Annotated in this window: 21 protein-coding genes and 1 tRNA gene; 11 read left to right on the forward strand and 11 right to left on the reverse strand. The window is 55.8% G+C overall.

Features of this window, described 5'->3' with window-relative positions; genetic code table 11:
• Positions 1-357: 357 nt before the first annotated feature.
• The 3 genes from BED41_RS02145 (at position 358) to BED41_RS02155 (ending at position 3,129) form a co-directional block, all read left to right on the forward strand.
• Complete coding sequence (locus tag BED41_RS02145) at positions 358-1,461, forward strand: ABC transporter substrate-binding protein (RefSeq protein ID WP_066742509.1); 1,104 nt, start codon at positions 358-360, stop codon at positions 1,459-1,461.
• Between the two features lie 70 nt (positions 1,462-1,531).
• Complete coding sequence (locus tag BED41_RS02150) at positions 1,532-2,368, forward strand: ABC transporter permease (protein WP_066742512.1); 837 nt, start codon at positions 1,532-1,534, stop codon at positions 2,366-2,368.
• Positions 2,347-3,129: an ABC transporter ATP-binding protein gene (locus tag BED41_RS02155; protein WP_066742515.1), complete on the forward strand. Its 783-nt coding sequence runs from the start codon at positions 2,347-2,349 to the stop codon at positions 3,127-3,129. Before BED41_RS02150 ends, BED41_RS02155 begins: the two co-directional genes overlap by 22 nt.
• Before the next feature lie 51 nt (positions 3,130-3,180).
• Here BED41_RS02155 and BED41_RS02160 read toward each other — a convergent pair whose 3' ends face one another.
• Together BED41_RS02160 and BED41_RS02165 are read right to left on the reverse strand one after the other, a co-directional pair.
• Positions 3,181-3,846: a DNA-3-methyladenine glycosylase family protein gene (locus BED41_RS02160; protein ID WP_066742518.1), complete on the reverse strand. Its 666-nt coding sequence runs from the start codon at positions 3,844-3,846 to the stop codon at positions 3,181-3,183.
• Between the two features lie 116 nt (positions 3,847-3,962).
• On the reverse strand, positions 3,963-5,051 hold the full coding sequence (locus tag BED41_RS02165) for a YkvI family membrane protein (protein WP_066742520.1): 1,089 nt from the start codon (positions 5,049-5,051) through the stop codon (positions 3,963-3,965).
• A gap of 643 nt (positions 5,052-5,694) precedes the next feature.
• Here BED41_RS02165 and BED41_RS02170 point away from each other — a divergent pair.
• Positions 5,695-6,162, forward strand: coding sequence for a macro domain-containing protein (locus tag BED41_RS02170; RefSeq protein WP_066742523.1), 468 nt, complete (start codon positions 5,695-5,697; stop codon positions 6,160-6,162).
• A 242-nt stretch (positions 6,163-6,404) separates the two neighbouring features.
• On the opposite strand, the gene BED41_RS02175 is transcribed toward BED41_RS02170, so the two are convergent.
• Positions 6,405-7,556 carry an aldo/keto reductase gene (locus BED41_RS02175; RefSeq protein WP_229712373.1) on the reverse strand — a complete coding sequence of 384 codons (1,152 nt, stop codon included), beginning with the start codon at positions 7,554-7,556 and terminating at the stop codon, positions 6,405-6,407.
• A 184-nt stretch (positions 7,557-7,740) separates the two neighbouring features.
• Here BED41_RS02175 and BED41_RS02180 point away from each other — a divergent pair, with 184 nt between their 5' ends.
• Positions 7,741-8,277, forward strand: a complete 537-nt coding sequence (locus tag BED41_RS02180; protein ID WP_066742527.1) for a sigma-70 family RNA polymerase sigma factor — start codon at positions 7,741-7,743, stop codon at positions 8,275-8,277.
• Positions 8,278-8,390: 113 nt separating this feature from the next.
• On the opposite strand, the gene BED41_RS02185 is transcribed toward BED41_RS02180, so the two are convergent.
• Positions 8,391-9,344 carry an IS3 family transposase gene (locus BED41_RS02185; RefSeq protein WP_437177029.1) on the reverse strand — a complete coding sequence of 318 codons (954 nt, stop codon included), beginning with the start codon at positions 9,342-9,344 and terminating at the stop codon, positions 8,391-8,393.
• The gene (locus BED41_RS02190; protein ID WP_066742226.1) at positions 9,266-9,631 is read right to left on the reverse strand and encodes a helix-turn-helix domain-containing protein; all 366 of its coding nucleotides are present in this window, start codon (positions 9,629-9,631) and stop codon (positions 9,266-9,268) included. Before BED41_RS02190 ends, BED41_RS02185 begins: the two co-directional genes overlap by 79 nt.
• Positions 9,632-10,050: 419 nt before the next feature.
• Here BED41_RS02190 and BED41_RS02195 point away from each other — a divergent pair, with 419 nt between their 5' ends.
• The 4 genes from BED41_RS02195 to BED41_RS02205 all read left to right on the forward strand — a co-directional run bounded on the left by BED41_RS02195 (position 10,051) and on the right by BED41_RS02205 (position 13,443).
• Entirely contained in the window at positions 10,051-11,772 is a 1,722-nt protein-coding gene (locus BED41_RS02195; RefSeq protein ID WP_066742529.1) for an Ig-like domain-containing protein, read from the forward strand.
• Between the two features lie 49 nt (positions 11,773-11,821).
• Positions 11,822-11,950 carry a DUF2905 family protein gene (locus BED41_RS16895; protein ID WP_367593410.1) on the forward strand — a complete coding sequence of 43 codons (129 nt, stop codon included), beginning with the start codon at positions 11,822-11,824 and terminating at the stop codon, positions 11,948-11,950.
• 109 nt (positions 11,951-12,059) lie between these two features.
• The gene (locus tag BED41_RS02200) at positions 12,060-12,320 is read left to right on the forward strand and encodes a Nif11-like leader peptide family natural product precursor (protein ID WP_066742533.1); all 261 of its coding nucleotides are present in this window, start codon (positions 12,060-12,062) and stop codon (positions 12,318-12,320) included.
• A 472-nt stretch (positions 12,321-12,792) separates the two neighbouring features.
• On the forward strand, positions 12,793-13,443 hold the full coding sequence (locus BED41_RS02205) for a YczE/YyaS/YitT family protein (RefSeq protein WP_229712374.1): 651 nt from the start codon (positions 12,793-12,795) through the stop codon (positions 13,441-13,443).
• On the opposite strand, the gene BED41_RS02210 is transcribed toward BED41_RS02205, so the two are convergent.
• The gene (locus BED41_RS02210) at positions 13,437-13,919 is read right to left on the reverse strand and encodes a GNAT family N-acetyltransferase (RefSeq protein WP_066742539.1); all 483 of its coding nucleotides are present in this window, start codon (positions 13,917-13,919) and stop codon (positions 13,437-13,439) included. The two genes, BED41_RS02205 and BED41_RS02210, sit on opposite strands and share 7 nt — an antisense overlap.
• 13 nt (positions 13,920-13,932) lie before the next feature.
• Complete coding sequence (locus tag BED41_RS02215) at positions 13,933-14,703, reverse strand: EFR1 family ferrodoxin (RefSeq protein WP_066742541.1); 771 nt, start codon at positions 14,701-14,703, stop codon at positions 13,933-13,935.
• Between the two features lie 250 nt (positions 14,704-14,953).
• Here BED41_RS02215 and BED41_RS02220 point away from each other — a divergent pair, with 250 nt between their 5' ends.
• Positions 14,954-16,342, forward strand: a complete 1,389-nt coding sequence (locus BED41_RS02220; RefSeq protein ID WP_084002199.1) for an MATE family efflux transporter — start codon at positions 14,954-14,956, stop codon at positions 16,340-16,342.
• A gap of 534 nt (positions 16,343-16,876) precedes the next feature.
• On the forward strand, positions 16,877-17,092 hold the full coding sequence (locus tag BED41_RS02225) for a hypothetical protein (RefSeq protein WP_066742543.1): 216 nt from the start codon (positions 16,877-16,879) through the stop codon (positions 17,090-17,092).
• Between the two features lie 237 nt (positions 17,093-17,329).
• Here BED41_RS02225 and BED41_RS02230 read toward each other — a convergent pair.
• The 4 genes from BED41_RS02230 to BED41_RS02245 all read right to left on the reverse strand — a co-directional run bounded on the left by BED41_RS02230 (position 17,330) and on the right by BED41_RS02245 (position 19,396).
• Positions 17,330-17,405, reverse strand: a tRNA-Ala gene (locus BED41_RS02230).
• A 74-nt stretch (positions 17,406-17,479) separates the two neighbouring features.
• The gene (locus BED41_RS02235) at positions 17,480-17,899 is read right to left on the reverse strand and encodes a TIGR03943 family putative permease subunit (RefSeq protein WP_066742544.1); all 420 of its coding nucleotides are present in this window, start codon (positions 17,897-17,899) and stop codon (positions 17,480-17,482) included.
• Positions 17,896-18,708 carry a metal ABC transporter permease gene (locus BED41_RS02240; RefSeq protein WP_066742546.1) on the reverse strand — a complete coding sequence of 271 codons (813 nt, stop codon included), beginning with the start codon at positions 18,706-18,708 and terminating at the stop codon, positions 17,896-17,898. The genes BED41_RS02235 and BED41_RS02240 overlap by 4 nt, the downstream gene beginning before the upstream one ends.
• Positions 18,701-19,396 (reverse strand): metal ABC transporter ATP-binding protein, encoded by a 696-nt coding sequence (locus BED41_RS02245; RefSeq protein ID WP_066742549.1) that lies wholly within the window; start codon positions 19,394-19,396, stop codon positions 18,701-18,703. Before BED41_RS02245 ends, BED41_RS02240 begins: the two co-directional genes overlap by 8 nt.
• Between the last annotated feature and the right edge of the window lies 1 nt (position 19,397).

Raw genomic sequence — 19,397 nt, forward strand, 5'->3', positions numbered from 1 at the left:
TATATATGGCATATCGGAAGACAAAGCAATATTATGCACACGCATAAAGTGAGGAGTAGACGATATACTAAAATAAAGTTATCATATTTGTCAGTTTGTGAGCTTTACTTGAGAGGCGGGTGAGACCATGACGATGACGGTGCTTTGAGGCGGCGCGTTTAGCGCGGTGCACGTGATGCATTATTGCATGGATCTCGCGAAGGCTTCTCTCCTGCAGATGTAGGCCTTTTATTATCCTGTAATATTCCCATCCTGCTTTTATCTAACGGTTCCGCATGGACGGCCCGCAGCATATGCGCGGGGCGATGTGCCGTGCGGTTGGACAATATTTTAAAATTTTAGGGAGTGTAGCATGTTATGAAAAAAATCATTGCCATTTTACTGACCGCCGCCCTATTCTCCATTTCCAGCCTGTCGGCTCTGGCCGCCGAGGTTCCCACACTGCGCGCCAGCTACAGCATGACGACGCACCAGGAGGCATTTATGGTCGCCATGGCGCGCGGCGAGAAATTCAAGGATTCCGGCGTTTGGCTCAAGCCAGTCGTTGAGAGAGAAAAATTCGACCTCTACGCAGACGGCAAAAGGGTCGCTCGCCTCAACGTCATTGTGACTAAGAGCGGTTCCGAGGCGACCTCGCTCTTTGCGCAGAACCATCTTGACCTGACCACGAACTCATTTCCCGCGATGCTCTCCGGCATTGACCGCGGAACGAAGATAAAAGTGCTCGCGCCTCTGCAGGCCGACGCTATCGCGATGGTGGCGAGGAACGACATCAAAGCCAAGGGCTGGAAGGGATTCTCAGACTATGTTAAGAAATCCAAAAAACCGGTAACGGTGGGATATCATTCGCCGACAAGCGCGCCGAAGATCGTCTTTGAGGCGGCTATGGACGAGGCGGGGTTCAAGATTACCGGCGACGCCAACGCGACAAAGGCCGACGCCGATATTCTCATGATCGACCTCAAGGGCATTCCCAACGTCATTCCTGCTCTGGTAGCCAACCAGGTGGAATTCGCCGTTGTTCCCGCGCCGACCCCTGAAGTCATCGAGGCGAAAAAACAGGGCCGCGTCGTCCTTCAGATGAAAGAGCTGCCGCCGGCTGGCGCCTGGGAGAGCTTTCCCTGCTGCTGCATCGCGGGCCGCGAAGAGGTGATAGAGAAAAACCCAGAAGCGGTAAAAGCCTACGTGCGTCTGCTTACCGCCGCAAGCGACTGGTGCCAGAAGAATAAGATGGATGCCGCAGCCGAAACCGCCGACTGGCTCGGTCTTGAGCCTGAGGTGATCGCGAAGGCGGAGATGGAATTCTCGACGAGGGTGACGAAGACTTGGCTCAAAAACGCCGAGCTCTATCCCGAAATGCTCAACCGCCTTGGCCAGCTCACCGGTAAGCTCAAAGACAAAAAACTCAGTGAAGTAAAGGACGTAGTATTTGACTTCCGTTTTACGCAGGTAGATAAATAAAATATGCGAAGGGCACGGCCCGCACGGCAGAGGCGTGCCGTGCCCTTCTTACCGGAGACTGGAGACAACGATGAAATCATTCTCTTACAGGATACTGCTGCCCGCCGCGGCGCCGCTGCTCGTCCTCGTCATCTGGCAGTATGCGGCGCTGAAACTGGAAAACGAAGTCGTACTGCCTACCGTGCCGCAGGTATGGCGGCTCTTCATGCACCCCAATGAAGACATACTGCGCCTCGGCTCCATGATGCAGAACCTCGGCATGAGCACGATGCGTGTGCTCTGCGGCTACTTCGCGGGGCTGGCGCTCGCGCTTCCGCTGGGCATACTGATGGGCCACTACAAAAGCGTCAACCGCTTCATGGGCGCGCTGGTTGAAATGCTGCGCCCCATGCCTCCGCTCGCCTGGATACCGCTGATCCTTGCCTGGTTCGGCGTCGCGAGCTTCGCCACTTTGTTCGGAATCGAAGAGGGCGAATGGTACACTTTTTTTAATAACATAAAATTCTCCATGCTTATCATCATCTTCATCGGGGCCTTCTTCCCGATACTGCTCAACACCGTCCACGGTGTCTCCAGTGTGCGGACGACGCTTGTGGACTCCGCGCGCGTGCTTGGAGCCTCCGAGCGCGACATCTTCATGAAAATACTGCTGCCTGCCGCCGCACCCTCTATTGTCACCGGTATGCGTCTTGGTCTGGGCGTAGCCTGGATGTGCCTCGTGGCGGCGGAGATGATGCCCGGCAGCATCTCCGGAATCGGATATGTCATCACCCACGCCTACACGGTAGCCCGCACCGATATCGTCGTCGCGGGGATGATAAGCATCGGGGCGATGGGGCTGGCGATAGACGTGGCCTTTCGCCGCTTCGAGGAAAAATGCTTCGCATGGCAGAGGCTGTCGCGGTGAGGCCGCTTATCGAAACGCGCGGCGTGCGCAGAGAATTTGTCCTTGACGGCGGGGAACGCGTGCTTGCCCTGGACGGTGTTGACATAGAGGTCCACGATAAAGAATTTGTCTGTCTGCTGGGGCCCTCCGGCTGCGGAAAATCGACCTGGCTGCGCCTTGTCGCCGGTCTTGACGAGCCTACCACAGGGGAAATCCTCTACAAGGGAGAACCGGTCAAAGGCCCGGGGCGCGAACGCGGCATGGTCTTTCAGGAATACTCCCTGCTGCCCTGGCGCACCGTGGCGGAAAACGTCGCGCTGGGTCCGGAGTTCAATGGCGCTGGCAAACGGGAAAGGCGGGAAATGGCGATGGACTACCTGGCGCGCGTCGGCCTGGAAAAATTCGCCGACGCTAAGCCACACGAACTCTCCGGCGGTATGCGTCAGCGTGCGGCGATCGCGCGGGCCCTCGCGAACGATCCCGAAGTGCTCCTCATGGACGAACCCTTCGGCGCGCTCGACGCGCACACGCGAGTGCTGCTCCAGAAAGAACTTCTCCGCATCTGGGAGCTGGACCGGAAGACCGTCGTCTTCGTCACCCACAGCGTTGACGAGGCACTCTTTCTCGCGGACCGCATAGTCGTCATGACGGCCCATCCGGGACATGTGCTGGAAGATATCAGAGTGAAATTTGAAAGGCCGCGCCATCGGTCGGTAGCTGGCTATGGCGAAATGACGGAGAGGATATTCGCCCTGCTTGAGAGTGGAGAGCAGGAAAACTAACCTTCCCTTTTATGGCGGGCGCCGCCTGCGCCCGCATGAACCCATGTGGCCTTACCGCGGCGGCAGGCTCTTTCTATTGGTGGATTTTGGCGCGTAATCGCGCATACCGGGGACCGCGCCGCCCGCGATCTCCCAGAGATAGAGCGAAGCTAGACTGCCACAAGGGGAGTAGCGTTTTCTGTATTTTTCAAAAAGCGCCGGTGTAATCTCCTTGTGGTGATAAAGCATCCGCAGCCCGCGGCGGATGCCGAAATCCCCGTAGCTCAGCACATCGCGCCGCTGCATGGAGAAAATCAGCAGCATCTCGGCGGTCCAGACGCCGATGCCGCGGAGGGCGCTCAGCGTCTCGATCACCGCCCCGTCCTCCATATCCCACAGCGCGGCGGGGTCAAACTCTCCGGCCTCCGTCTTCCGCGCGAGCTCAGTGATATACTCCGCCTTTCTGAACGAAATACCGAAACCCTGCATCCGTTCCAGGCCGGCGGTGCAGACGCTGCGCGGCGTCACCTCGCCGAGACCGGCGGAAATCCGCGCCCAGACCGTCCTCTGCGCCTGCGTCGAAATCTGCTGCCCCGCGATATGGTGGACGAGCGCGGAAAAAATATCCGGCTCTACATGCCAGCCGGAGAGCGGCCCGATCTCCCCGATCGCCGCCGCGAGTTTCTTATCCCTTTTCTTCAGATAATCCAGCTCTTCCTCGGTATATGAAAAATTCACGTGCTGCTCACGCCCTTATCCCCGTATATCTTAATTATAAGGGAAAAGGCAGACGCCTGTCAGCGGTACGGCCGAAGGGGGCAAGGCAAATGTATAAATCAGCCGCCGCCCGGCGGCTACGGCTTTCTGCGCGTTCTGAGCGGCGAGCCGGCAATCATGAAAAGCAGCAGTACGATACCCACCGCGCCGTTGGCGCTGTAAATGATATTTACAAGACTCTTGAAAGAGATAAACGCGCCTGCCAGACAGCCCGCGGCGGAGAGCGCCGCCGTCAGCAGATAAAATTTCCGCGACCTTTCGGCGGCAAAACGCGCCGATACCGCCCACAAAAGCGGCACGGCAGAGGAAAATATGCCGCCCATGATGATAAATGAAAAGGCCAGCGCGATTTCGGGATGTATCTTCGCCGCGAGAATCAGCGAGGGGATGTCGGAGGCGGCCACCTCTTTGATGGAGGCGAACATTCCGCACATCAGCACGATAATGCCCAGCGCGAAGCCGACCGCGCCCAGCGAAGCGCCGAGCACCGCCTCCTTCGCCGAATTGGCCCGGTGCCCCATCGCCGCGGTGAAGGCCGCAAGCCACAGCATCTGGTTGCCGCTGTAAAAGACGCCGGCGGTGAACCAGTTCGTCCCCGCCCGGTAGATGTCGACCTCTCCCGCTTCGACGAGTTTAGCGCCGGCCATGATGCCGCTGAGATTTCCCAGCGCCGAATAGAGGCCGATGCCGACCGCGAACAATATCAGGACCGGGCCGATCATACCGATGACGTCTACGATCCTGCCGAGGCCGAGCATCACCGTGCCGCCAGACAGCACCGCCATCAGCGCGCAGCCCACATAGACCGGCAGGCCGTAATACTGGGCGACCGTCGCCCCCGCGCCGCCGATCAGCACGATAAAAGAGGCGTAGATACAGACGACCGAAAAATAATCATAGACGCCTCCTATATGGCGTCCGCAGTAACAGCGAAAAATATCGTTGGTGTTTTCAAATTCCGTGGCATAACCGGTGAAGGCGAAGCTGCCCGCCGCGTAGGCGATGACGACCAAAGTCAGTGCCGCCGTAAGAAAACCGTTCAGCCCATAGCCGGTGAAATACTGAAGCACCTCCTGCCCCGTAGCGAAACCGGCTCCGACGAGCAGGGATATCGTCGACCCCGCAAAAATCACGACATTCCACAAACTTACCTTTTCGGTTCTCATCAGAGGTCATCCTTTCACGTCTATTATACTTGTCATAAAAATGAAGATACTTTCCACGCTGTTAAATTATAAAACGGCAAGTCCAACAATAGTCCAACAAGCCCGGAGCAAACGCATCAATAATGATCATAGACGATAAACAACGGTTTCCTGCAAGTTGGAAAAGAGAAAAACAGCGATTTAGCTCTGATAGGGGAAACGATAAATCGTGATTTACCAAAGATTTTGGCGCCATCTCAGAGGGAGCTCCCCGCGAAGCGGGGTGAGGGAGAGTTGACCTTATGTCCTCCCGCGGCTTTTGCCGCGGGCTCTGTTTTGCGCGGGAACCGCGCCAAACAGAGCAACACTCCTTCCGTCTCGCCGCAAAAGCGGCGGCGATCCACCTTCCTCAGAGAGGAAGGCTTTAAGAAAAAACCGCCGTTTATCATCGATAGGCCATAAGCTAAACCGCTATTTGTCATTTACCATATCAAAGCTAAATCGCCATTTATCTTCTTTCTGATTTTTCTTGATGCGTTTGCCCTGCAACAAATCCGCCATGCCGTAATTTGCGAATTTCCCCTGCGTCCTGCCTGCGGGAGGAGGGACCGGGCGGCGGAATTTCTGTTAAAATTGTCGCATCACCTGTGAAAGGAGCGGCAATATGGCTTTTGAAATAATCCACGGAGATATTACCAAGGTAAAGGCCGACGCGATCGTCAACGCGGCTAATACGTCTCTGCGCGCGGGCGGCGGGGTATGCGGCGCGATATTCGCGGCGGCGGGCGCTGAGGATCTGACACGCGCCTGCGAGGCCGTCGGCGGCGTCGCCACGGGAGCCGCCGTCGTCACCCCCGGATTCGCGCTGCCGGCGAAATATATAATCCACACCGCCGGCCCCGTCTGGCATGGCGGCGGCGCGGGGGAGCCGGAGCTTCTCGCCTCCTGCTATAAAAGCTCGCTGAAACTCGCCGCGGAAAAGGGCTGCCGCTCAGTGGCCTTTCCGCTCATCTCCGCCGGCATCTTCGGATATCCGAAAGACGAGGCAATGCGCGTCGCCGAGGCGTCGATAAGAGAATTCCTGCGGGAAGACGATGACATGAGGGTAATGCTGGTGCTCTTCGCGGGCTGACAGCGCCGCGTAACATTCCTTATAGCCGGTAAAATCGAAACATAGCGGCGAGACGCTGAAAGCCCCCGCAATATTCCTGTGCGGGGGCTTATAGCGTAATGTGACATACCTGCGCCGGGCTTCGGCCGTCTAAAAAAATCAATGTACGTCCGCCTCCGCGGAGGGAGGCCCCGCCGCACGGTGGTTTTAAGCCGTAAGGCCGTCTATCTTGCAGCTGAACGGCCATGCCCGGCGGGCCTTCGCTACGCGCCGAATACCGCCTTTGCCTGACGCATATTTTCGACTACGGGCACGCCGAAGGGACAGCGGCTCTCGCAGGCCCCGCACTCGATACAGTCCTGTGCCCTGTGGGGCAGCGCCGCGTAATGCTCGCGCACCGTCTCCGGCACCGCGCCCTGCGCCTTTGCCAGACTGAGGAACTTCGTCACCGCCGCGACGTCGATCCCCGCGGGGCAGGGCGCGCAGTGACCGCAGTACATACAGTGGCCGCGCCAGCTTATCTTCGGCAGCGAGGCGAGAGCCGCCGCGTAATCCCTCTCCGCCGCCGGAGCCTCGGAATAGGCGATACTCTCCCGCAGCTCTTCCGGCGTACGCGCCCCGGAGAGCACAGTTGCGACGGCGGGGCGCGTCAGCGCGTAGTGGAGACACTGCCAGGGGGTGAGCGCGCGTCCCGCGGGCGACAGCTCTTCGTCCAGCAGATCGCCGCCGCCGAAAGCCTTCATAACCGTTATCGCCACGCCGAGACGGCTGCACATTTCGTAAAGCGATTCGCGCTCCGCGTCCATATTCAGCAGCGGTTTACTGTAACTCTCCTCGCTCCAGAGCCGTTCGCAGTCCTCGCCGCCCGGCTGCAGATCATAGCAGGGGTTGACGCTGAACATCAGCACCTCGACAAATCCGCTCTCCACCGCCGCGGCGGCCGCGGCGGGGTTATGGCTGCTGACGCCGATATGCCTTATCCTTCCCGCTGCTTTGAGCTCCTGCGCGTAGCGCATCATGGGCCCCTCCGCGATCCCGCGCCAGTCCTCCGTCGAATCGCAGTAATGTATCATGCCGACCTCGACATAGTCGGTGCCGAGCAGCCGCAACAGCTCCTCAAAACTCTCGCGCACCTCTCTCTCGTCGCGCGTGCGCCGGTACTGTCCATCCTCCCACGTCGTGCATAGATGGGCCTGTAAGACGAACTCCCCGCGCCGCCCCGCGAGCGCGCGCCCAAGATTCTCCCTCACCAGGGGGTCCGAGGAATAGAGGTCTATATAATTCACGCCGCCCGCGGCGGCGATATCCACCAATTCTTTCGTATAACGCCCGTCGTGACCGACAAATCCCTCGCAGCCGAGGCCGATCTCGCTCACCATAATTCCCGTCGAGCCAAGTTCACGATATTTCATCATTCGTCCTCCCGGCGGCTCCGACGCGCGGAGCCGTTCAATAATTTTTGTGCGATGAGACTATAGTACTTGGAGTTGGCTCTAAGTCAAGAACCCACACCGCTCCTTTGTGGCCTTCCGCGGCTCCTCCCACTGTTAAAGTTGTCACACCTTGACTTTACACAACCCAATAAGGAGGACTGCGACAATGCAGAAAGAGAACCAGAGAGTTCACCCGTATTCCCTACCCGTACCACGGCTGAACACCGTCCCCATACCGGAGGCTGTCCGTGCCTACAAGCCGCTTGTAAAGGCCGTCGCGAAACGCTACCAGGGGCGCGGCGCGGAATACGACGACCTCGTACAGGAGGGCTGCCTCGCGCTGCTCATCCTCGTCCCCAAATGCCCCGACCCCCAATGGCTCGCGCTTTTCCTCAAAAATCATCTGCCCGGATACATAAGGGATGCCGCGGCGCGCCTCCGCCGCGCGCACGCCGTCGGCAAAGGGCTGCCGTTCGAAGAGCTGGAAGAGATACTTGGCGCGGAAGAACAAAACTACCGCGAAATCGAACTGCGCGAGACGCTCATGCGCGCCCTTTCCCCCGATGAGTTCGACATCACGCTGGCGCTCCTTGAGGGCTACAGCCAGCGGGAGATCGCGCGCACCCTGGGCGTCAGCCAGCAGGCGGTCGCGGCGCGCCTCAAAACGATCCGTAAAAAGATAAAAAAGGCCATGAACGAATAAATTGCCTAGATTAAGTAAATTATGCTATACTATACTCGGTAAAATCACCTGCACTAGTCAACAAAACCTGGACAGTTGACTTGCTTAACTCTGTATAGTAGGGGGGTATCTCGTTACGTCCTACTCCTAAAACTGCCGTTTCCGCTATACGCCTCCTTATACTGTTTCGGCGTCATGTATCCCAAAGCATAGGCCGGACGCTCTTCATTGAAGAATTTTATGTATTCCTCTATCTCCCGCTCTATGTTTTCTTTGCCTGTTACATGAAAGTCTGTAAACAGCTCCGCTTTCAGCCAGCCGTTTATCGCTTCCATCGCCGCATTGTCCGTAGGAGTTCCGCTTCTGGACATGGAGTGGGCTATATGGTTCAGTTCCAAGATGTCGTTGTATTTCTTGGAGGCGTATACCGCGCCCTGGTCTGTGTGCAGTATCGTCTGCCATTCCGTTTTTTTATCTTTATTCATTATCAGTCCTTCCAGCCCGTCTATGTATGTCATTCTGTCTCCGCGCCTTGAAGACAACGCATGGCTTACTATTTCGTTGTTCCATAGGTCCATATACAGTGTCAGCTCATAGTACGTACCTTTGAAGCAGAATGCCGTCATATCGCTCGCTATGTACTGCATCGGTGAGTATACCGGCAGGCCTGCAAGAAGCAGGTTGGGGAATAATCTGTACGGATTGCCTGGTTTTTTATAACGGTAGTGTTTTGCCTTGCTCTTTATACCGGCAGCCCTGCAACATTTATAGGCGTACGGATCTGAATGGACTATTCCGGTGTCAAGGCGTATCTTCGCGTTAAGCCATCTGTATCCGTGCGACGGATATCTTTTATGATATTCCATAAAGAGCATTACGCTTCTAGCAAAATCCCTCGCTCTTTTGGACGGTTCAAACAGGCTGCGTTTCCAGTTATAGAAGCTGCTTCTGGGAATCCCCGTCACACGGCACAGGATGACTACAGGAAAATACTCGGATAGTTCCAGAATTACTTGGTATTCGAGCTGTCTAAAAGGATATATTCCTTTACCGGACCATCTCCTTTCACCTCGTAGCCTTTTTTTAATCTTGCTTCCGCTACTTTCGCTTTAATCAACTCAACAATGAGTTCTTTTTTTGTCATGGACTCATAATCTGATAGGTCAGGCTGTCTTTCGGAAGGCTTGTAAACATAACTGTCCGAACCGTTTCCGGAAGACTTGGGCGGCAGACTGTTGGAATCACGATACATCCGCATATAGTCCCTAGCCGTGTCGTCGCTGATGCCGTAGGCTTCGGCAGCCTCGTAACGTGTCATTATCCCCTCATAAACTTTTCGTCCGATTTCAAGACGCTCTTCTTTCGTGTATCGCATTACAGGCCTCCTGTGCATATAAACATGGCTCTTGTGCCACAAGATATTATTGTCATGTATAAAAGACAATTATATCTTGTCTCACTTTTACCCCCTATATGTACAGGATTAGTTTAGCAGTGCATCACCTAGCAATAAAGTAAAAAATATGAAGGAGCGAACTAAGTTGAAAACTCAGAACAGAGACCGCTGTAATATTTCTGTATTGAACGAGAGTGCACCCCCCCCCAGAAGTAAAGTCAGGTTTAAGATATCCCTGTCCCTTTATTTTAATTCTTCTCTTACTTTCACTTACACTCATACTGAACACGGCGCGGCCCGCTGCGGCGCTGACAAGCGCGGACGTAGTCTATTACGGAACCTATCCTCAGACTAAGAATGCCTCGGAAGATTTTCCAGCCGAACCCATCGCGTGGCGTGTGCTTGAGGTCAGCGGCGACAAGGGGTTCCTGCTATCCGAGAAGGTGCTGGACTATATGTATTTTAATAAATACCCCACTAGCCCCCCTGATATCACCCCTTCTCAGTATTGGCTATGGTGGAGCGAATCCCCAATACGTAAATTTCTCAACGGTAAAAAATACGTGCCATCCGTATCGGCGGATATAACGGAGCTTGTCGTCGAAAATCCCAAAGATTACAGCTTCTACGAAAGGGCCTTCGTTTCAGGCGAACAGAACTGTATATTAGAGGAGAATCTGGACAACAGCGCGACGCTTTTTTCAAATGATATTCCGGCAGGACCCAACACAGACGACAGAATTTTTCTGCTCTCCGTCGCGGAGCTTCAGGATAAAAGGTATGGATTTAACAGTGGCGAAAACGACGATCCAACGCGTGATGCCCAACAGACGGCCTACTGTGACAAGAATGGAACACTTAATGGATATTGGTGGACCCGTTCTATTGCAAACGACCTGTCGCAGTACGAAGTGGTGAATGTATATCCCGAAGGTTTGCTTGCCGGCAACCCCATCTATAACTGGATTCTCGGGATTCGCCCCGCCTTTTACTTAAATATGAAAAACGTCATCTTTACCTCCCCCGCGAACGGAGGCAAGGCCGGCGGCGTGACGTCGGTCCTGTTGAAGCAGAACTATACCTCCGACGATAAGGGCAGGTATGAGCAGAAGCTCACTATAGCTGCTAATAAATATAAACTTGAATCAGCCGCGCTTACGACGGGCGCCGTGGCTCCTGGCACCGACATTAAGCTGTCGATAGAATACGCGGGGGCCTCTACCGGTCCGGAATATCATCTTGCCGCGGTCGTGACCGAAGGAGACAGGGCCGTTTACTACGGCAAGATAAAAAGCCTCGCCTCGGCGGCTGACAGGGACGGCTCCGCAAGCTTTACAATTCCGGAGTTCAGGGAGGGAGACAGTCTTCACGTCTTGGTCGAAGGGCGCAACAACAACCATAACTATATGACAGACTTCGCGAGCATGCCGAAACTCCTCGCCGGCACCGGTACTGGCAGGCCGCAGGCGGCGCTGTCAGAGGATGTCGTCGAAGAGCCTGCCCCTAAGACCACGGCTATAGAGGTGAACCCCTCCGCACTTACCACTGTTAAAGGATACGCCACGCAGTTATCCGTTATCTTCGTTCCCGAAGGAGCCTCCGAAAAGATAATCTGGAGCAGCGACAAGCCGGATATTGCCGCAGTAGACTCCAGCACAGGCGTCGTAAAGGCGCTTGGCGCGGGAACTGCCGTCATAACGGCCTCCACGCCCGGCGGCAAAACCTCGTCGTGCGCGGTGACAGTGACGGAAAAAACGCAGGCGGAGGGCATCGTCCTGACACCGGCCTCTATGACTATGCACAAAGGCACAAAAGAAAAAATCACAGTCTCCTTTAACGGCATCGCAGAACAGCCGCTTGTCTGGAGCAGCAGTGATGAAAAGATAGCTAAAGTTGACGGACAGGGTAATGTCACCACGCTCTCCGAGGGAAAATGTATGATAAAGGCTTCCACCGCGGACGGCGCGGCGAGCGCCGAGTGTGCGGTCAAAGTTACGCCGGACTCCGGCGGCGGCTCAGGAGGCGGTTCCGGCGGCTGCAACGCTGGGCTGGGGCTAGGCGCGCTCGCGCTTTTGGCGCTCCTTCCCTGCGCAGTCAGGAAAAACAAAGGCGGTAAATAAAGGCTAAAACACGGAACGGAGAATGAAAAACTCCGTTCCGTGTGCCATTATGCCGGGAGATAATCGAATGTCTGCGAAACACCGAGGATTCCACGCGCCGCTGTTGATCGCGATACTCTTTTCAATCTGTCTCTTCCTCATCTTTTGCCTGTTGACTCACGAGGTGCGATATGGATAGAGAGTTCCGTAAAATGCTTATATACGGAAAGAGATAAAACCTTTCTCGAAAAATAGTCTGCCGGCGGTGACGGGCTGTACCCTCAACCACAGAACAGGAGTGAGACGAATTGCGCTTAAAAGACGCGAAACGATTCTTCCGCGACCTGATGGAAGATACAACTATACGCGGTAAATGTATTGAGATCGCCATGCTGCCCAAAAGAGAACGTGGTATGGCACTCCGCGCGCTCGGATACTCATTCACCCCTAAGGAACTGGACGACGTGCTTTGCCGCGAATTTTACCTCATGACGGAAGAGGAGCGCCGTCTGTTCGGCCCCGGCGACCTGCGTGATATCGTGATGGGTATGTGGGGCAATTGCATGTGACGGCGGCGGCAAGCCGCCGTTTTTGCCGTCGGTCTCCGGTCCTGTTGAGCTAAATCCGCGGTGCGTCTAAACGCCGATCCATCTTTGGTTAGAGAAAAGAGATAAATAGCGGTTTAGCTTTTACCCTATCGATGATAAACAGCGGTTTTTTCTTAAAGCCTTCCTCTCTGAGGAAGGTGGATCGCCGCCGCTTTTGCGGCGAGACGGAAGGAGTGTTGCTCTGTTTGGCGCGGTTCCCGCGCCAAACAGAGCCCGCGACAAAAGCCGCGGCAGAACAGAAGGTCAACTCTCCCTCAGTCCCTACGGGACAGCTCCCTCACAGAGGGCGCCAAAATCTTTGGTAAATCGGTGTTTAGACGTGCTGCTGGTCTTTATTGATGTGTTTGCCCAGTTTTCCCCGCCCCGCTGTTTGACAATAAAAAATGCCGGTAATATCATATAAGGGTTGTATTTGAAAAGAGGTTACATGAATTTGAATGTTTTGCTTATAAAACGTTATCTGGTATTTATTCTCGGGGTCCTCATCAATTCATTCGGAATCAGCTTTATCACAAAGGCCAGCCTCGGCACTTCGCCGATAACGAGCGTTCCCTATGTGTTCAGCCTGCGTTTCACGCCGACTCTGGGGGAATGTTCCTTCGTCCTCAATATGTTGTTTATCTTCCTGCAGCTTTTGCTGCTGCGGCGTGATTTTCAGAAGATCCAGCTGCTGCAGATCGCGGTGAATTTTGTCTTTAGCTGGTTTATCGACGTGAGCATGCTGCTTTTGGCCTCCTTCGCGCCGGTGAGCTATGCCGCGAAGCTCGTCTCACTGGCGGCGGGCTGCGCGATACTCGCCTTCGGCATCAGCCTCGAGGTCTACGCGAACGTCCTGATGATTCCCGGGGAAGGGGCCGTCTACGCTATCTCCAAGGTGCTGAATAAGGAGTTCGGCGTCGTCAAGGCGGGCTTCGACATCACGCTGATGCTCACGGCGGTGACGCTTTCGCTGCTGTTTTTCCGTGGGCTGAACGGGATAGGGGAGGGGACGGTGATCTCGGCCTTTATCGTCGGGATGATCGTCAGGCTGTATAATAAACGGCTCGGTTTTATCGGCAGTTATCTGAATCCGCAGCGTCAGTGACGCGGTGTTGGCGGCTGTTTCAGCGTCATACGCAGTACGGAAAGCCGCTGTCCGTGACGGTCGGTATTCACTGATTTTTCAAAAATGACGAAGCCTAGACGCTTATAGAATAGGACTGCGCCAGTGTTTTGTTCATATACCTTGACGTACCTAATGCCGTATCTCGTACGCGCATAGTCCACAAGGGCGGCGCCGATGCCTCTTTTGAAACTTTCGGGGACCACGTACAGCATTTTCAGCTCCTCGCCCGCGATGGCCGCAAAACCCTTGACGGCGGCGCGGCCGAAGCAGACCAGCTTCAAGTTACGCAGATCACGGCTCACGTAAGGGCGTTTTAGTCGTACCGTCTCGCCGCCGTCTCCAAAAAAGTCGTGCGTCGCGAGCATGGCCTGTTCCCAGATGTCAAGAAGCCGTTCTTCCAGAGCGGCATCAAGCCGTGCCGGTTCGTATAATTCCAGTTCCCAGTCAGGCCGCATGGAGAGAGGCGGCCTATTCGGAGGCCGGCTTCGTATTGTAGCCCTCGTTGTAGTAGCGTCTCTTGCCGACTGTCCGCTTGCCGTACTCGATCGCCTCCGCGGGGCAGCCGCTGATGCAGGCCATGCAGTGGGTGCAGCGGCCGTTCCATTCAGGACGTCCCTCTTTGATTTCGATGCCGTTCAGCGGGCAGAGTTCGGCGCATCTGCCGCAGCCGGTGCATTTATCGGTGGCGCGGAAGGATTTGCTCTTTACCGCCAGCAGGTAGAATAGGGGATTGACGACGGCGCTTTTTATGATGTCGATAAAAGAGGGTCTGTAATCGCTGATATAGGCTCCGCGGCTGATGCTCTCGGCGATCGCGAATATCTGCGGCGTCGTCGCCCTGATTATGCTCTCGGATCGCTCCCGGTCCGGTACGTTCATGAGCGCCACGTAGTTCTCCGGCATGTCTACGGAGGCGAGCCCCATGAACTCCAGCCCCTTCGACTCGCAGAGCTTTTTCGCGTAATGCACGGCGTTTCCGGCCTCGGAGGCGCAGGTGACGACGAAGTAGGCTTTTTTACAGCCCTCGAAGGAGGCTGCGCGGATGAAGCTCTCGACGGCGCGCGGAATGCGCCAGGCGTAAATCGGCGCGGCAAAGACGAGGGGCCGCTCGGATTTTATCGCCGCCCCGGCGTCACGCCTCATGAGCCTGTTGAGGGAGGCGGTTTCATCTTTCGTGACCGATTCGATTACCTGTGCCGCGTAGCGGCTGTTTCCGGTTCCGCTGAAATATAGAATCATTAGCTCATACTCCTTTGTATTCGGCCCTCAATGATACTTTACGGCGGGCCTAAAAAGCAATAGGAAAAGTGAAAATAGCCGCCGTAATCGCCCGTCGGAGTAGTTTTTCGCAGGTTTTTGCGGTTTGCGTCCTATGGTCATGCGCCGTTCTGTCCAAGCTGCCATTTGGCCTGGCGCGCAAAGAGGGATATAATGTAGCCTATGTGTATTATTTTGCGGAATATATTTCGTTTGCGGAGCGGGAGGCGTTATGGATAACAGACTGAGCCAGAGGGAAGTTGAAATATTCGAGACGATGTCCGTGCCGAAGGCTGTGGCGGCCCTCGCCGTGCCCACCGTTATCAGCCAGATCATCGCCATGGTCTATAATCTCGCCGACACCTGGTACATCGGACAGCTCAACGATACGAACATGATGGCGGCGGTGACGCTGATTTTCCCCGTTTTTTTGATGCTCTCCGCGCTCGCGAACCTCTTCGGCATCGGCGGTGCGAGCCTGCTTTCAAGGTCGCTTGGCGAACATAATTACGTGCGCGTGCGCGAGGCCGGGGCTTCGAGCGCCTGGATGGCCGTGGCCGCCACGCTGGCCTATTCGCTGGTCACGATGATATGGCGCGTGCCGCTGCTGCGCATGCTCGGCGCGGACGACGGCACGATAGATTACGCGAGCGGCTATCTATTCTGGACAGTTGCCGTCGGCGGCCTGCCGACGGTGATGAACATGGTGCTCGCGCACCTGATCCGTTCCGAGGGGGCGTCGCGCGAGGCGAGCTTCGGCATGAGTTTCGGCGGGCTGCTGAATATGCTGCTTGACCCATTTTTTATCTACGACTGGGGGCTGGGGCTGAAGATGGAGGGGGCGGCGATCGCCACCTGTATCTCCAATATCGCGGCTACCTCGTATCTGCTGTATTATCTCTTCCGCACACGGCGGGAGAATGTGATCTCGCTTTCGCCGAAGTATTTCCGTTTCAAAAGGAGCGTCGCCGGGGAGATATTTTTTGTGGGACTGCCCTCCTCGATACAGTTCATGATGAGCGTCCTCTCCAACGCTGTGCTGAACTACCTTATGGCGGCATACACGGCAAGCGCCCTCTCCGCCGTCGGCATCGTCAAAAAGGTCGATATGGTGCCCACCTATGTCGTTCAGGGGATCTGCAACGGCGTCATCCCGCTTTTGGCCTATAACTATGCCTCCGGGAATTATAAACGCCTCTGGCGGTGCGCCTATTTCGCGGGCGTCTGTTCGCTCTGCGTCACCTTTTCCTATCTGGCGCTCTGCGAATCCTTCGCCCCCTTCATCATCAGAATATTCATCGATAACGCCCGGGCCGTTGACCTGGGGGCGGTATTCCTGCGCCTGCACTGCATGTCCACGCCCTTTCTGGCGATATTCTTCCTCGTCATCGCCTTCTTCCAGGCGACGGGACGCGGCACGCCGGCGCTGTTCATCTCTTTTTTGCGCAAGGGCGCGATAGACATTCCCTTCATGATCGTGATGAACGCCGTCTGGCCGATGTACGGGATAATGGCCGTTCAGCCGATGATGGATTTTATCGTCGCCGTTATCTGTCTCTCCATCTACCGGATAGTGCAGAAAAAGGACCGAAGGGAGCTGGAGCTAAAGAAAACGGCATAGGCGCGCTTTCGCACTGTCTACATCTTTGCCAAGCCATTTATGGCTGCTCGCGTCAGTCTGACATGACATGCCGGACGATGTGCTTTGGGCTTTTTATTTTCCGGCCTCTCACTCTTTATACCCTTCAACCTGGTCACTATTCAGGGCGACTATATGCTGCTGGAAAAGAAGCAGAAGAACTGAGAACGCTGCTATAATTGTTACCGTTGTCGCAACTCCATTCCTGGCAGCAGGAGGGAGGGATTTTCCGTGACAAAAGTGGCGATCTCTTTTTTAATCTCTGTTATGGCTGGCGTGGCTGCCAACTTCATCAGCAAATGGTTAGACAGAGAGGATGACGACGACTAGCCATAGCAACAAAAAAGCCAAGGCTGCCACCTTGGCTTTTTTTGATTCTCCGTAAAGAAGCGATCTCTTTTGTTGCCTATATATATTGTAGCACACCCCGACGCATCGTCAAGGCGGGACTCCTGTTTAGTTAGGCATGTTATAATATTGTAACAGAAAATGCTCCACGAGGGGAGGCGAACCACAATGTGCGACGGTGCTTACTGGCTCTTCAACAGGAATCTAAAGGAAATAGAAAAGATCGAGCGCGAGATGGCAAAGGAAAAAGCCGAACATGACAAGTGGTTCAAAAGGCTTCCTCTCGAAAGACGACAAGCATTGGAGAGAATGATCTGGTGGGACAATGTCATAGTCATTAGCGTTCTCTTTGGGCCTCTGGTCGTGTTCTTTCTTATGAATTAAAACTAACAACAGAGAATGCCGCTATATATACGCTATATATAATTGTACAGTTGTCGCAACTCCATTCCTGGCAGCAGGAGGGAGGTGATTCTGTATGCACGCGGTACTAATCTCTTTCACAATCTCTGTTGTCGCGGGTGCCGTCGCAAATTACATCTGCAGGTGGCTCAACAGAGAAGAATAGGCGGGAAAAGAAAAAGCCCTGCAAATCTAGTGATTGCAAGGCTTGTTATTTTCTGGTGGAGATAAGCGGGTTCGAACCGCTGACCTCTTGAATGCCATTCAAGCGCTCTCCCAACTGAGCTATACCCCCAAAAGACAAAAGGAATTATACTGACTTCCGGCGGCGATGTCAAGAAAATCTTTTCATCTCGCGCCGCGGATTTTTTACCGCACGTTTAGCTTAAGTTTCACATTAGCGGGGAGCACCTTGAGTTCCGTGAGCCGGAGGCGGAGATATTCCTTTTCGTAGAGTTCGAGAATGCCGGTTGCATCGACCCAAACGCCGGGGCGGGGGTAGGGCTTGTCCCATTTCACCTCAAAGCCGGGGTTGAGGTCCGAGCCGCAGCAGCCGGGGCCCCGGCGCGTTACGGAGTAGAAGGTCTCTCCAGTCTCGTCGTCGGTGTATTTTTCAAATATGCCCTGCAGCCGTATTTTTTTGCCGATGTAGTCTTCGGCGTTGAGGTATATTTCGTTGGTCAGCGATACGAAGACCCGTTCTTTTATCTCGATCACCTTTTCCGCTGCGGAGAGCGGCGCGGCGCAGAGGACCAGCAGGCAGAGCGCCGCAGAGAGAGGCCGTCTCATCTCAGCCTGCCCGCCGCGGTAAAGATGAGGAAGAAGGCGAGGTTTACGAGCACGATGCTTGCGCCCGCCGGCATGCTTGCCGTGTACGAGAGCACCAGCCCGACGAGGAACGAGGAGAGCGAGACGGAGGCGGCGGAGAAGACCACGCCGCGGAAGCTCTTGAAGAAGCGCATTGAGGTAACGGCGGGGAATATTATCAGCCCGGAGATTAGCAGCGCCCCCATCAGCCTCATGCCGACGGCGATCGTCACACCCGTGAGCACGGCGATCACGATGTTGCAGAGGCCCGCCTCCACGCCGGTGGCCCTTGCGAAGTCCTCATCGAAGGTGACGGCGAAGATTCTGTTGTAGCAGAGGAGAAATAGCAGCAGCACTCCCGCCGAGGACGCTATGCTGAGCCGGACGTCGCTCTTGCTCATCGCGAGGATGCTGCCGAACATATAGTTGCAGATATCGGTGTTGATACCGCCGGAGAGCGATATCGCCGTCACCCCTGCCGCGAGCGAGCTGACCGATATCAGTCCGATCGCGGCGTCGCCTTTGATGCCGCTGCCGTCCGTCAGCCTCAGGAGCAGCACCGCCGCCGCGACGACCACGGGAATGGTGATCCCCAGCGGCGAGGCTCCCATCGCCACCGCCGCCGCGAGGGCCCCGAAGCCCACATGCGACAGGCCGTCGCCGATCATCGAGTAGCGTTTGAGGACGAGGCTGACTCCCAGCAGCGCGGAGCAGAGCGAGACCATGAGCCCGACGGAGGCGGCGCGCACGAGGAATTGGTAGGAGAGCATCTCCGCGATAAGGTCAAGCATTGGCGCCGCTCCCCGCGCCGGGGCTGGGCCAGCCCGCGCTCTCTCCGAAATATTTCTGCCCGCCGCTGAGTTCAAGTATGTGGCTGGCCAGGGAGGGGACGCGCGCGAGATCGTGCGTCACCATGATGACGGTGGCCTTTTCGTTGGCGTTTATCTCACGCAGCAGCGCGTACATACTTTCCGCCGCCTCCGCGTCAAGTCCCGTCGCCGGTTCGTCGAGCAGCAGCAGGCCGCCGGAGGCGCAGAGGGCGCGCGCCAGCAGCGTCCTCTGCTGCTGGCCGCCCGAAAGTTCGCGAAAGGCCCTTGTACGCAGCTCCCAGATGCCGGCCAGCCGGAGGTTTTTCTCTGCCTCCCGGTGGTCGCGCCGGTCGTAAAATGGGCGCAGGCCGATGTGGGCAAGCCTTCCTGAGATGACGATCTCGTAGACGGTGGCGGGAAAGTCGTTACGTGCCTCCCTCTGCTGCGGCAGATAGCCGATGTCTCTTTTTTTAAGGCCGCCGCCAAGGCGTATCGATCCTGACGAGGGCTTTATCAGACCGAGCAGCGCCTTTATCAGGGTGCTTTTTCCAGAGCCGTTTTCACCGACCACCGCGAGAAAGGCGCCCGCGGGCAGCTCAAAATTGATGTCGGAGAGCGCCTCTCTGCCGCCGTAGGTCACGCTGAGCCCACTGCATACAAAGGCCGCCATT

It is taken from the genome of Cloacibacillus porcorum (assembly GCF_001701045.1).
Lineage (GTDB): Bacteria > Synergistota > Synergistia > Synergistales > Synergistaceae > Cloacibacillus > Cloacibacillus porcorum.

Excerpts from the sequence above, each read along its gene's own strand:
- BED41_RS02210 (WP_066742539.1), bottom strand. The coding sequence starts at position 13,919 with ATGCGGCCTGACTGGGAACTGGAATTATACGAACCGGCACGGCTTGAT.
- BED41_RS02240 (WP_066742546.1), bottom strand. The coding sequence starts at position 18,708 with ATGCTTGACCTTATCGCGGAGATGCTCTCCTACCAATTCCTCGTGCGC.
- BED41_RS02155 (WP_066742515.1), top strand. The coding sequence starts at position 2,347 with ATGGCAGAGGCTGTCGCGGTGAGGCCGCTTATCGAAACGCGCGGCGTG.
- BED41_RS02175 (WP_229712373.1), bottom strand. The coding sequence starts at position 7,556 with ATGATGAAATATCGTGAACTTGGCTCGACGGGAATTATGGTGAGCGAG.
- BED41_RS02235 (WP_066742544.1), bottom strand. The coding sequence starts at position 17,899 with ATGAGACGGCCTCTCTCTGCGGCGCTCTGCCTGCTGGTCCTCTGCGCC.
- BED41_RS02170 (WP_066742523.1), top strand. The coding sequence starts at position 5,695 with ATGGCTTTTGAAATAATCCACGGAGATATTACCAAGGTAAAGGCCGAC.
- BED41_RS02190 (WP_066742226.1), bottom strand. The coding sequence starts at position 9,631 with ATGCGATACACGAAAGAAGAGCGTCTTGAAATCGGACGAAAAGTTTAT.
- BED41_RS02225 (WP_066742543.1), top strand. The coding sequence starts at position 16,877 with ATGTGCGACGGTGCTTACTGGCTCTTCAACAGGAATCTAAAGGAAATA.
- BED41_RS02165 (WP_066742520.1), bottom strand. The coding sequence starts at position 5,051 with ATGAGAACCGAAAAGGTAAGTTTGTGGAATGTCGTGATTTTTGCGGGG.
- BED41_RS02145 (WP_066742509.1), top strand. The coding sequence starts at position 358 with ATGAAAAAAATCATTGCCATTTTACTGACCGCCGCCCTATTCTCCATT.
- BED41_RS02220 (WP_084002199.1), top strand. The coding sequence starts at position 14,954 with ATGGATAACAGACTGAGCCAGAGGGAAGTTGAAATATTCGAGACGATG.
- BED41_RS16895 (WP_367593410.1), top strand. The coding sequence starts at position 11,822 with ATGCCGGGAGATAATCGAATGTCTGCGAAACACCGAGGATTCCACGCG.
- BED41_RS02215 (WP_066742541.1), bottom strand. The coding sequence starts at position 14,703 with ATGATTCTATATTTCAGCGGAACCGGAAACAGCCGCTACGCGGCACAG.
- BED41_RS02150 (WP_066742512.1), top strand. The coding sequence starts at position 1,532 with ATGAAATCATTCTCTTACAGGATACTGCTGCCCGCCGCGGCGCCGCTG.
- BED41_RS02180 (WP_066742527.1), top strand. The coding sequence starts at position 7,741 with ATGCAGAAAGAGAACCAGAGAGTTCACCCGTATTCCCTACCCGTACCA.
- BED41_RS02245 (WP_066742549.1), bottom strand. The coding sequence starts at position 19,396 with ATGGCGGCCTTTGTATGCAGTGGGCTCAGCGTGACCTACGGCGGCAGA.